This window comes from Achromobacter sp. ES-001 (assembly GCF_019448355.1).
GTDB lineage: Bacteria > Pseudomonadota > Gammaproteobacteria > Burkholderiales > Burkholderiaceae_B > Achromobacter > Achromobacter spanius_B.
Map to the genome: position 1 here is coordinate 3301213 of NZ_CP079940.1, position 12099 is coordinate 3313311.

8 protein-coding genes are annotated in these 12099 nt (G+C 65.1%); 3 read left to right on the forward strand and 5 right to left on the reverse strand.

The annotated features are described in order from the left end of the window. Positions 1 to 5 precede the first annotated feature (5 nt). Positions 6 to 2396, forward strand: a complete 2391-nt coding sequence (locus tag KYT87_RS14860; protein ID WP_219990208.1) for a TonB-dependent receptor — start codon at positions 6 to 8, stop codon at positions 2394 to 2396. Between the two features lie 98 nt (positions 2397 to 2494). Here KYT87_RS14860 and KYT87_RS14865 read toward each other — a convergent pair whose 3' ends face one another. From KYT87_RS14865 to KYT87_RS14885, 5 genes are all read right to left on the reverse strand, one after another. Then, the gene (locus KYT87_RS14865; RefSeq protein ID WP_046807060.1) at positions 2495 to 3634 is read right to left on the reverse strand and encodes a hybrid sensor histidine kinase/response regulator; all 1140 of its coding nucleotides are present in this window, start codon (positions 3632 to 3634) and stop codon (positions 2495 to 2497) included. 23 nt (positions 3635 to 3657) lie between these two features. After that, positions 3658 to 4299: a chemotaxis protein CheB gene (locus tag KYT87_RS14870; protein ID WP_219990209.1), complete on the reverse strand. Its 642-nt coding sequence runs from the start codon at positions 4297 to 4299 to the stop codon at positions 3658 to 3660. Further along, positions 4296 to 5135: a protein-glutamate O-methyltransferase CheR gene (locus KYT87_RS14875; RefSeq protein ID WP_046807058.1), complete on the reverse strand. Its 840-nt coding sequence runs from the start codon at positions 5133 to 5135 to the stop codon at positions 4296 to 4298. The genes KYT87_RS14870 and KYT87_RS14875 overlap by 4 nt, the downstream gene beginning before the upstream one ends. Before the next feature lie 35 nt (positions 5136 to 5170). Then, positions 5171 to 8599 carry a response regulator gene (locus KYT87_RS14880; RefSeq protein WP_219990210.1) on the reverse strand — a complete coding sequence of 1143 codons (3429 nt, stop codon included), beginning with the start codon at positions 8597 to 8599 and terminating at the stop codon, positions 5171 to 5173. A 226-nt stretch (positions 8600 to 8825) separates the two neighbouring features. Continuing rightward, positions 8826 to 9812, reverse strand: coding sequence for a tripartite tricarboxylate transporter substrate binding protein (locus KYT87_RS14885; protein ID WP_219990211.1), 987 nt, complete (start codon positions 9810 to 9812; stop codon positions 8826 to 8828). 273 nt (positions 9813 to 10085) lie between these two features. Here KYT87_RS14885 and kdgD point away from each other — a divergent pair, with 273 nt between their 5' ends. Further along, positions 10086 to 11000 (forward strand): 5-dehydro-4-deoxyglucarate dehydratase, encoded by a 915-nt coding sequence (gene kdgD, locus KYT87_RS14890; RefSeq protein ID WP_046807056.1) that lies wholly within the window; start codon positions 10086 to 10088, stop codon positions 10998 to 11000. 314 nt (positions 11001 to 11314) lie between these two features. Continuing rightward, positions 11315 to 12043 (forward strand): FadR/GntR family transcriptional regulator, encoded by a 729-nt coding sequence (locus KYT87_RS14895; RefSeq protein WP_219990212.1) that lies wholly within the window; start codon positions 11315 to 11317, stop codon positions 12041 to 12043. The last annotated feature ends 56 nt before the right edge of the window (positions 12044 to 12099 follow it).

Genomic DNA, 12099 nt, shown 5'->3' on the forward strand with positions numbered 1-12099 from the left:
CCGTCATGTCTCACCGTTTTCCCTCCGCGCCAGCGCTGGCGCTGGCCATCGCCGCCGTCTTCGCCCCCTGGGCGCCGACCTTGCATGCGCAGTCCGCGCCCGCCGCCGACCTGCTGTCGTTCGACATCCCCGCCGCCCCGGTGGGCCAGGTGCTGACCCGGCTGGCCAATGAAACCGGCATCTTGCTGGCCGCGCCGCCCGACCTGCTGGCCGGCCGCCTGAGCGGCGGCGTGCGGGGCCGCTATACACGCGCCGATGCGTTGACCCAGGCATTGACCGGCACCGGCCTGCGCGCCACGCGCGAGGCGCCCAACCAGTTCCGGCTGTCCGCCCTGCCCGCCGCTGGCGCCACCACGCTGGAAGCCGTCACCGTCACGGGCAGCGCCGTGGACACCAGCCTGCCCCCCGTCTACGCAGGCGGCCAGGTGGCCAGCGGCGGTCGCATCGGCCTGCTGGGCAACATGAGCGACATGGACACCCCCTTCAGCGCCACGCAATACACGTCCAAGCTGATCGAGGACCAGCAGGCGCAGAACATCGGCGACGTACTGGTCAACGACCCATCGGTGCGCAACACGTATTCATGCGGCGCGGGACGCGATGAATTCAACATCCGCGGCTTCACCCTGTTCAACTACGACGTGTCGTTCAACGGCCTGTACGGCGTGTCGCCGCGCAACGCCAGTTCGCTGGTCGGCGTCGAACGCGTGGAAGTGCTGCGCGGCCCCAACGCCTTGCTCAACGGCATGGCACCGTACGGTTCGGTGGGCGGCGCGATCAACCTGGTGCCCAAGCGCGCCGGCGCCGAGCCGCTTAACCGCTACTCCGTCAACTACATCGGCGACTCGCAGTTTGGCGTGCACGCCGACCTGGCGCGCCGCTATGGCGACACCCAACAGTTCGGCGTGCGCCTGAACGTGGCCGGCAGCGGTGGCGACCTGCCGCAAGACGGCTCCAAGGAAAACCTGGGCGCCGTGGCCCTGGGCCTGGACTACCAGGCCGAACGTTTCCGGCTGGACGGCGATATCAACTACCAGAACCGCACCACCGATGCGCGCAGCGGCTTGCTGTTTCCGCCGCCGCCGGGCGTGGACATCGGCGCGGCGCCCGACGCGCGCCGCAACTTCTTTCCGTCATGGACCTATTGGAAGACCAAGGAATGGTCGGGCGCCCTGCGCGCCGAATACGACCTGACGCCCGACTGGACGGTGTACGGCGCCATCGGCGCGCGCAAGCACGACTTTGAAAGCCTGCAAACCAGCTGGCTGATGCTGGACGGCAACGGCGACATCGGCGCCGTGCCGGCCCGGCTGAACGAGAACCTGTTGAGCAAGACAGGCGAAGTCGGCCTGCGCGGGCGCTTTAACACCGGCGCCGTCAAGCATGAGCCATCCATCAGCGCCAGCGCGCTGGACATCGATTATTCGTCGGCCCGCATCCGTTCGCGCACCGTGTTCTCAAACCTGTACGACCCGGCCGACCTGCCCAAGCCGGACATCGCGCGACCGGGCGACCTGCCCAAGACCAGCGAGTCGCGCCTGTACAGCGTGGCGCTGGCCGACAAGATCTCATTTCTGGATGACCGCGTGCAAGTCATTGCGGGCTTTCGGCACCAGCGCATCGAGTCCACCAACTTTGACGCCGCCACCGGACGCAGCACATCCGAGTACGCCAAGTCGGCCGTCACGCCCGCCTTCGCATTGACCGTGCGCCCCACTCAGCGCCTGTCCCTGTACGGCAACTACATCGAAGGCTTGAGCCAGGGCGGCACCGCGCCCGAAGGCTCGATCAATGCGGGGGAAATGTTCGCGCCAGAAATTGCCAAGCAGATCGAAGTGGGCGGCAAATACGACTTTGGCGAATTCTCCACGACGTTAAGCGCGTTCCAGATCGAGAAACCCAGCAGCTTTCTGGACCCCGACACCCGCCGCTACGTATCCAACGGACAGCAGCGCAATCGCGGCCTGGAATTCTTGGTGCAAGGCGACGCCGCGCCCGGCGTGCGATTGCTGGGCGGCGTGGCCTATACCGACGCGCGCCTGACGCGCACCGAAGGCGGTGCCAATGATGGCAACTGGGCGCCGGCCGTGCCGCGCTTTCAGTTCAACGCGGCAGCGGAATGGGACACGCCCTTTCTGCCCGGCCTGACCGTCACGGCGCGCATGTTGCGCACCAGCCAGCAGTATGTCGACGTGGGCAACACGCAGACGATTCCCGGCTGGACGCGCTTTGATCTGGGCGCGCGCTACGCGTTCAACGCCAGCGGCACGCCGATGGTGGTGCGGGCGACGGTGGAAAACGTGTTCAACAAGAACTACTGGCAGTCGGCCGCGCGGGAAGGCTTGACCGTCGGCGCACCGCGCACGGTGCTGCTGTCGGTCTCGACCGAGTTCTGACCCACGCCGGGGTCTGGTCCGCGCCGGGTACGATCTACGCCGGCTTCGATCTACGCCGGCTTCGATCTACGCCGAGTTCAATCTGCACCGGCTTCGATCTACGCCGGCGCGCCGCGCTGGCTGTCGCGCGGCAGGTCCACCCGGAAGCGCGTCACGCCGTTACGCGATTCTGCGCCGATGCGGCCGTGATGGCTCAGCACGATCTGCTGCGCGATGAACAAGCCCAGCCCCAGCCCGTTATGGCTGTCAGCCCGACGCTCGCCGCTGCGAAAGGGATTGAACAGATGCGGCAGCAACGCCGGTGGAATCGTGCCGCCGTTGCTGACCGTGACCGTGACGCGGTCGGCCACCGTGCCGTCGGCGTGCACATGCACCGGGATGTCGCGGTCGCCATGATGCAGGGCGTTGCCGATCAGGTTGGCAAACACCTGGCACAGGCGGTCGCCGTCCCAGACGCCCGCCATGTCGCCCACGAATTCGCATTCGATCTGCCGGTCGGGCCGGCCCGTCTGCGCTTCGTCCACGGTGCGGCGCACCAGTGCATCCATGCGCTGCTGGGCCGAGGCCAGCGTCAAGCCGCCCGCCTGCCGGATACGCGTAACGTCCAGCAGGTCTTCGATCAACCGCGCCATGCGCTCGCTGCTTTGCAACATGCGCTGGGCCAGGCCCGCCACGCGGCCGGGGTCCGTCTGCCGCTGCAACAGGGACGCCCCCATCACGATCGACTGCAAGGGCGTGCGCAGGTCATGGCTCAACACGGCCATGAACATCTCGTTGATGCGCAAGGCTTCGGTGCGCTCTTCCAGCTGCTGCGCCAGCGCGCGCTTGCGCTCATGCAGTTCGAAAAAGACGTTTGCCTTCATGCGCAGCATGTGCGGGTCGATGGGCTTGTACAGAAAATCCACGGCGCCGCTTTCATAGCCGCGAAACTGCCAGTTGTGCTCGCGCGAACCGGCGGTGATGAAGATCAGCGGAATGTGGCGCGTGCGCTCGCTGCCCCGGATCAGTTCGGCCAGCTCGAATCCGTTCATGTCGGGCATCTGCACGTCCAACAGCGCCAGCGCGACGTCGCCGTGGTTCAACAGCAGTTCAAGCGCTTCGGGGCCGGATTGGGCCTTGAGCACCTGGATCTTTTCATTTTGCAGCAGCGCTTCCAGCGCGATCAGGTTTTCGGGAATGTCGTCGACGAGCAGGCATTTGATTCTTTCTTCTTGCGGTTTGGCAGATGTCAGGAACATGGTGTCAAAGCGGGGGGTAAGGGTTACAGCGCGGGCTGCGTCGGCAAGCGGGCAAGCATCGCGGCGATCTCGTCGGGGGCCAGTTGGTCATCAACCGCGTGCCGGGCCAACGCCGCTTGCGGCATGGTGGGCATTGAGGCGGACGACGGCGACTGCACCACGGTGCGACCGCCGGCGGCATGAATGGCAGCCAGGCCTTGCGCGCCGTCCTCGTTCGCGCCGGAAAGCAGGATGCCCATCAGCCGGTCGCCAAAGCAGTCGGCAGCCGAATCAAACAAGACGTCAATCGACGGCCGTGAAAAATACACGGGCGCGCCGACCGACAACGCCAATCGCGGCCCCTGGTCCACCAACAGGTGGTAATCCGGCGGCGCGAAGTACAGATGACCCGGCTGTATCCAAAGCTGATCTTCCGCCTCCAGCACGGGCAAGGCGCAGCGTTCACGAAAAATATCCACCAGCAGGCTGCGTCGGTCGCGCGGCAAATGCAGCACGATGATCACGGCCGCGCACAGGCGCGCCGGCAAGGCGGGAATCAGCACGTTCAGCGCGTCAAGCGCGCCCGACGAGCCGCCGATGACGATGGCGTCCCACGGGCCCGACGGCGTCCTTGTCGCCGCGCTTGCCGCCGCGCTTGCCGGAAGGGTCGGCGCGCCCGAGCTCACAGCCCCGCCTTTTTGCGGTAGATGCGTTCTTCAAGCACAAAGTCGTCAAAGTTGTCGGCCTGCCCCGTGAACCGCAGGGATTCGCGCGAGCCCAGGCCAAGAAAGCCGCGGTGCACCAGTGCGTCATGGAACAAGCCCAGCGCGCGGTTTTGCAAGTCGCGCTCGAAGTAGATAAGCACGTTGCGGCACGATATCAAGTGCACTTCGGCGAACACGCTGTCGGTGGCCAGGCTGTGATCGGAAAATACCATGTGCTCGCGCAGCCGCTTGTCGAACACCACCCGTCCGTATCGGGCCGTGTAGTAGTCAGACAGCGAGCTCAACCCGCCCGAGCGCGCGTGGTTGCTGGAAAACGCGGCTACGCGGTCCAGGTCGAACACGCCTTGCTCGGCGGCGCGCAGCGCATGCGGGTTGATGTCGGTGGCGTAGATCAGCGCGCGGTCCAGCAAGCCCTCTTCGGCCAACAGGATGGCCAGCGAATAGACCTCTTCGCCGGCGCTGCATCCGGCCACCCACACTTTGATCGACGGGTAGGTGCGCAGGATGGGAATGACCTCGGTGCGCAGCGCCTGAAAGTAGCCGGGGTCGCGAAACATGTCGCTGACCTGCACGGTCAGGAACTGCAACAGCGCGGTGAATACCGCCGGTTCATGCAGCACGCGGTCTTGCAACTGCGATAGCGTCTTGCAGCCGAACTGCGTTAGCGCGGTTTGCAGCCGCCGCTTCAGGGACGCCTGCGCGTACTCCCGAAAATCGTAGTGGTAGTGGTGGTAGATGGCATCAAGCAGCAGACGCTGCTCGATGTCGGCAATACGCGCTTTGGCAGAGGCAGGCATGGTGGTGTTCAGCGTAAAAAAGCGCGGACGCGGCGTTAGCTGCGCATCCAGACGCGCACCAGGGACAGCAAGCGTTCAACATCAAGGGGCTTGGCGATGTAGTCGTTGGCGCCGGCCGCCAGGCATTTCTCCTGGTCGTCCTTCATGGCCTTGGCGGTCAGCGCAATGATCGGCAGGCGCCGCCATTCCGGCCGGTTGCGGATGTGACGCATCGCCGTGTAGCCATCCATCTCCGGCATCATGATGTCCATCAGAACCAGGTCGATCGCGGCCATGCCGTCCGAACCGGCGCGCTCCAGCGCATCCAGCGCCTCGCGGCCGTTGCGCGCAATTTCCACGCGCAGGCCGGTAGGCTCAAGAATGCTGGACAGCGCGAACACGTTGCGCACGTCGTCTTCCACCACCAGCACCGTACGGCCTTCCAGCGTGGAATCGCGGCTGCGGGCCAGCTCCAGCATCTGACGATGCTCGGGCGGCAGTTCGGCTTCAACCTGGTGCAGGAACAGCGTCACTTCGTCCAGCAGGCGTTCGGGCGAACGCGCATCCTTGATGATGATGGACTTCGAGAAACGGCGCAGGTGCTGCTCTTCATCGCGCGACAGCGCGCGGCCCGTGTACACGATGACCGGCGGAAACGACACGCTTTCCTGCTCGGCCATCTGCTCCAGCAATTCATAGCCGCTGATGTCGGGCAGGTTCAAGTCCATCACCACGCAATCGAACGTGGTGCCGCGCAGCAGTTCCAGCGCCGCGGCAGCAGTGGCGGCGGGCACGATTTCGACATCGTTACGCGCCAGCAGCTGGCGCACGCTTTCGCGTTGGCGGTCGTCGTCTTCCACCACCAGCACGCGTCGCACGTGTTGGGTGAACTTGGCTTCCAGGCGCCGCAAGGCTTCCACCAGCTCTTCGCGCTTGACGGGCTTGAGGGCGTAGCCGACGGCGCCCCGGCCCATGGCTTCCTGCGCGTAGTCCGCTACCGACACCACGTGCACGGGGATGTGGCGCGTTTGCGGGTTGCGTTTCAGTTGATCCAGGACGCCTAGCCCGGAAAAATCAGGCAGGTTCACGTCCAGCACGATGGCGTTGGGGCGCTTTTGCGTCGCAAGCTCCAGGCCGTCGGTGGCGGTGTGCGCCGTCAGGCAGCCAAAGCCCATTTCGCGGGCCAGGTCGGCAAGAATGCCGGCAAAGCGCTCGTCGTCCTCGATGACGAGAATGCTGCGTTCCGGCTGGGCGCTGTCACTGTCGCCGGCGGGCGCGAGGGTATCGGGCACCTTGGCGGTCGCCGGCGTCTGCCGCGTTTCGACCGCGGCATACACCGGCTTGGCGATGCGGGGAAACGGCGCCACGCTGCTACGCGTATGCGCGGGCGGCGGCGCGTTTTCCAGGCGCACCGGCACTTCCAGCGTGAAAACGCTGCCCTGCCCCGGTGTGCTGGCCACGGTCAGCTTGCCGCCCAGCAGTTCGGCCAGATCGCGCGAGATCGACAGCCCCAGCCCCGTGCCGCCGTACTTGCGATGCGTGCTGCCGTCTGCCTGCCGGAACGCTTCGAAGATCAGCTCTTGCTGCTCGGCCGGCACGCCGATGCCGGTGTCGTGCACCGCAAAAAGCAGGCGGTCGCGGCCCGCGCGCGAAACGCGCAGCGCCACCGTGCCGCGCTCGGTGAATTTCAGCGCGTTCGACAACAGGTTCTTCAGCACCTGGCCCAGGCGCTTGGGGTCGGTGTGCATAGCCGGCGGGACGGCGGAGTCGATATCCAATTCCAGCGCCAGGCCCTTTTCCAGCGCCATCGGCCGCAGGGGTTCCAGCAGGCGTTGCAGGGTCGAGGCGATGGTCACCTGCTCGACTTCCATCGTGGCCTGCCCGGCCTCGATCTTGGCCAGGTCCAGGATGTCGTTGATCAGCGTCAGCAGGTCGCTGCCGGCGGCGTAGATGGTTTGCGCGTACTTGACCTGTTCGGTGCTGAGGTTGCCGGGCTTGTTGTCCGACAGCAGCTTGGCCAGGATCAGGGTGGAATTAAGCGGCGTGCGCAGCTCGTGGCTCATGTTGGCCAGGAACTCGCTCTTGAACTGGCTGGCCTGCGTCAGTTGGCGGGCCTTCTCGGTCAGCGCGCCCTGCACCCGCAGCAGTTGTTCGGCCTGCGCTTCCAGGTTGGTATTGGTCTGCTCAAGCTCGGTCTGCTGCAATTCCATGCGCGCCTGCGATTCCTGCAGGATGCGGCTTTGCTGCTCAAGCTCTTCGTTGCTGACGCGCAGTTCTTCCTGCTGCGTTTGCAACTCTTCGGCCTGGCGCTGGGTTTCTTCCAGCAGCGCTTCCAGACGGGTACGGTCCTGGCCGGAGCGGATGGCCGAGGCCAGCATTTCCGAGGCGCCTTCCAGCAGGCCGCGTTCCACTTCACCCACCGGATGGTTAAAGCCCAGTTCGATTACGGCGTAGACGCGGCCGTTCATCATGGCCGGCGCCAGCACCAGTTCGGCCGGGTTGGAACGGCCCACGGCGGACGCCAATTCCAGATGGCTCGCCGGCACGTCGCGCACATGCAGCAGGCGGCGCGACGTGACGGCCTGGCCGGTCAGCCCTTCAGCCGGCAAGATTTTGCGTGCCAGTCGCTCGGGGGGCAAGGCGAACCCGCCGAACAGTTCAAGTTCGCCGGTGGCGCGATCCACCACGTAGCCCGCGCCCACCTCGGCGCCCAGGTACTCGGCCAGATAATCCAGCGAACGCTTGCCGATTTCATCCAGGCGCAAGTCGCCCTGCAAACGCATGCTGAGACCCGACAAACCGGTGGTAACCCACGACTGCCGCGCCTTGGCCTGGTATTCACGCACGGTCATGCCGGCCGACAGCGCAATCAGCGCCAGCAACAGGATCGAGCCGCCCCACGAGTAATAGGCCGACGTGATGGCCGCCGACGCCCAGGCGTCGCGCCCAGCGGCCAGCTCTTGCATCTGCCGCGCATAAAGGTCGCTGACCAGATCGCGCAGGCGGTCCATCGCGTCCTTGCCCGCGTCGGTACGCACCATGGCCATGGCGCCTTCCGCGTTGCCGGCCTTTTGCATGTCGATGGTTTCGCGCAGCTCTTCGAGCTTCTGGCGGGTGATGCCTTCGATGTCGTTGACGATGCGGCGCTGCGAAGGGTCGTCGGACGTGGCGGCCTTGATGATGGCCAGCCGCTGTTCAATCAGCGGCAGCGCGCGCAAATACGGTTGCAGGTAAGGCAGTTCGCCCGTAAGCAGGTACCCGCGCTGGCCGATCTCGGCATCCTTGACGGCCGAATTGAACAGGCTGAGCTGGCGCAACGTTTCCGTGCTGCGGTCCATTGCCTTGACGGCTTCGGTGCGGCTGTCGGTAGACCGCACATTGACGAAGGCGATCACCAAAGTGGCTAGCGCGGCCGTCAGGAATCCGACCAACAAAGTCCGAGGAAAGGCAGAACGGTTGGCAGGCTGCGACGACGATTTCGGCATGGTAGCGGTGGCGGTTCAAGGTAGGGGCGAGTGCCGCTGCCCGACGACGCGGCGGCCCCAGAACATGAACGAGGCGCGGTCGTGGCTAACGGCCTTAAGCGCTGGACTATACCTGTTTTGAACGCGTCTCAACATGTGGAACAGTGCTGAAACCATCCACCCTGCCCGCGCGGCGAAACGCGGGCCGCGACTACGCCCCGCGCCACCGCTTTGCCGCTGGATTGCCTTACTGAACCCGCAGCTTGCCGTCCGCGATGATCTTGGCCCATTTGGCCTGCTCACCGGTCTGGAACGCCGTGAATTGCGCGGGCGTATTCGGCGTGTAGGCCAGGCCCAGCGCCTTCATCTTGGCGTTGACTTCGGGCTTGGCGATGATGGCCGCAATGGTCTGGTTCAATCGGTCGACAACGGCGGGCGGCGTGTTGGCAGGCGCGTAGATGGCCTGCCAGCTACTGACGTCAAAGCCCGCGACACCGGCCTCCTGCATGGTCGGCACGTCGGGCATGACGTCGGTGCGCTTGGCGGACGTGACCGCCAGCGCGCGCACCTTGCCACTTTGAACGTAGGGCAAGGCAACCAGCGCGGTTTCGAACGAACTGGGAATCTGGCCGCCGATCAAATCCTGGATGGCTGGCGCGCTGCCCCGATACGGCACATGCGTCAGATGCGCCCCGGTCAATTGCTTGAACACCTCGCCGGAAAGATGCTGCGACGTGCCTTGCCCGGCCGAGCCGAAAGCGATGGTGTCGGGGGTGGCCTTGCCGGCCGCCACCACGTCCTGCACGGTTTTGTACGGCTGGTTCGCGCCGACGAGCAGCACGTTCGAAATGCTGCCCAGCAAGATCACCGGCGCAAAATCGCGGGCGGCGTTGTAGTTGATGCCGGGCAACAACGACGGGTTGATGGCGTGCGTGGCGATGGTGCCCAGCAGCAGCGTGTAGCCGTCCGGCTTGGCGCGCGCGACGGCGTCGGCGCCCAGCACACCGCCCGCGCCGCCCTTGTTTTCCACCAGCACGGTCTGGCTCAGGCTGGCGCCGAGTTCCTGTGCGATGAGGCGCCCAAGAATGTCCGAGGTGCCACCCGCTGCAAATGGCACCACCAAGGTGATGGGCTTGGCGCGCGGCCAGTCGTCGGCGGCATGGGCCGAGGCGGCGGCCAGGGTGGTCAGGGCCAAAGCGGCGAACGTGCGGCGCAGCAGGGGGAATGCCTTCAAGCTTGTCTCCTAGGGGTCTTTTAGTCTTGTACGTTGTCGTACGACTTATGGAAAAAGGAGAATACTTCGTTGGCGGACTGCGTTTCAATCTAGGGTAATTCCGAATTCGGGGTGCCTCTATAGGCGGTGTCTCATAGGGACGACATGGGATTTTCGCTGCCATTGCATCGAACGGGCTGTATGTTGTACGATGACATACATCTACTCCAGGCCCAAGGATTTTTCCAGGCCGTCCCATGGTTCTACCCCCTCCTTTTTTATTGGATGACAGGCATGACGACTCCCCAGGAACTCAAAGAAATCGTATCGGAAGGTTTGCTGTCCTTCCCCGTGACGGACTTTGACCAGAACGGCGATTTCAACGCCAAGACCTACGCCGCGCGCCTGGAATGGCTGGCCCCGTATGGCGCCACCGCGCTGTTCGCCGCGGGCGGCACTGGCGAGTTCTTCTCCCTGGCGCCCCAGGAATATTCCGACGTCATCCGCACTGCCGTGCAGACCTGCGCCGGCAAGGTGCCGATCCTGGCCGGTGCAGGCGGCCCCACCCGCACCGCCATCGCCTACGCACAAGAAGCCGAGCGCCAGGGCGCCAAGGGCATCCTGCTGCTGCCCCACTACCTGACCGAAGCCTCGCAAGACGGCATCGCCGCGCACGTGGAAGAGGTCTGCAAGTCCATCAAGATCGGCGTCATCGTCTACAACCGCGCCCAGTCCCGCCTGTCGGCCGACAGCCTGGAACGCCTGGCCGAACGCTGCCCGAACCTGGTCGGTTTCAAGGACGGCATTGGTGACATCGAAGCCATGGTGCGCATCCGCCGCAAGATGGGCGACCGCTTTTCGTACCTGGGCGGCCTGCCCACGGCTGAAGTCTATGCCGCCGCCTACCGCGCGCTGGGCGTGCCGGTGTATTCGTCGGCCGTCTTCAACTTCGTGCCCAAGACCGCCATGGATTTCTACCGCGCCATTGCCGCCGGCGATTCCGACACCACCAACCGCTTGCTGGATGATTTCTTCCTGCCGTACCTGGAAATCCGCAACCGCAAGGCCGGCTACGCCGTCAGCATCGTCAAGGCCGGCGCCAAGCTGGTCGGTCACGACGCCGGCCCGGTGCGCGCGCCGCTGACTGACCTGACCGGCGAAGAGCTGGAAATGCTTAACGCCCTGATCAAGAAGCTTGGCCCGCAGTAAACACGCGGCCACGTACCCGCCGCTCGGCTGAGAAAGAACGCCCTCTGGTTTGAGGGCGTTTTTTTTGCTTACGCATCCCGCGCAACGAGCCATTGCCGAATACTCAGCCTGTATGTTGTCATACAGGCTGATGTTCTGAACGTCCTTACCGTTGCCGTGTCGGCGTAAAAGCGGGTCCGCGCCTTGTCCTGGCCTTCATCGCGGCCTCGATCGCCCCTTCGTACAAGCGGCCGCGATGCCCGGAAAGCGTACACTTGCGGCTCCGGACGCGGGCCTAAAGCCCGCTGCAACTGCCCCACCCTATAAGAGAGACGATGGAAACTCCCGCCCGGCCCCGCCAGCGTTCGCGCCTGACAGACGTGGTCATCCAGGAACTGAACAAGCGCCTGGACGCCCGCACCTATCGCGCCGGCGACAAGCTGCCGTCGGAACATGCGCTGTGCGATGAATTCAACGTCAGCCGCACGGTCATCCGCGAAGCGGTTGCGTCGATGCGCCTGAGCGGCCGGTTGGTCAGCAAGCCCGGCATCGGCGTATTCGTCACCGAAGACCGCGAAAAGCCCATCGACTTTGTCATCGAACCCGCTACCGACCCGCGCTGGGCGCTGCACATCATGGAGTTGCGCGCCGGGCTTGAGGTCGAAGCCTGTGGCCTGGCGGCCGAGCGCCGCAGCGCCTCGGACCTGAGCGGCATCGTGGAAGCGTTCGACGCGTTCAACCGCGCCACGCGCGACATGGAAGCCGCCGTCAAGGCCGACTACGAGTTCCACCTGTCCATTGCCAAGGCGTCCAACAACCCGCACTTTCCCGCGCTGCTGCGCGCGGCGGTGCGCGACGTCATGCTGGACTTGAACATCAAGCACGGCGGCAAGACCCCCGAAGAGCTCGAAACCTACGAAACCCGCAACGTGCGCGAACACGAGGCCATCCTGACCGCCATCATGCGCCGCGACCCCGGTGCCGCGCGCGCCGCCATGGACCGCCACCTGGGCGACAGTATCGCCCGATACCGCAAGCTGCTGTCGCAGGCGCCCGCGCAATAAGCCGCCTGCCTGGGGGAAACTGTGCCGGCGTTGTCACTGCCCGGCACGGAAATTAC

Bases quoted from the DNA above. Each gene is read 5' to 3' on its own strand.
- kdgD (WP_046807056.1), top strand. From the start codon at position 10,086: ATGACGACTCCCCAGGAACTCAAAGAAATCGTATCGGAAGGTTTGCTG.
- KYT87_RS14860 (WP_219990208.1), top strand. From the start codon at position 6: ATGTCTCACCGTTTTCCCTCCGCGCCAGCGCTGGCGCTGGCCATCGCC.
- KYT87_RS14895 (WP_219990212.1), top strand. From the start codon at position 11,315: ATGGAAACTCCCGCCCGGCCCCGCCAGCGTTCGCGCCTGACAGACGTG.
- KYT87_RS14865 (WP_046807060.1), bottom strand. From the start codon at position 3,634: ATGTTCCTGACATCTGCCAAACCGCAAGAAGAAAGAATCAAATGCCTG.
- KYT87_RS14880 (WP_219990210.1), bottom strand. From the start codon at position 8,599: ATGCCGAAATCGTCGTCGCAGCCTGCCAACCGTTCTGCCTTTCCTCGG.
- KYT87_RS14875 (WP_046807058.1), bottom strand. From the start codon at position 5,135: ATGCCTGCCTCTGCCAAAGCGCGTATTGCCGACATCGAGCAGCGTCTG.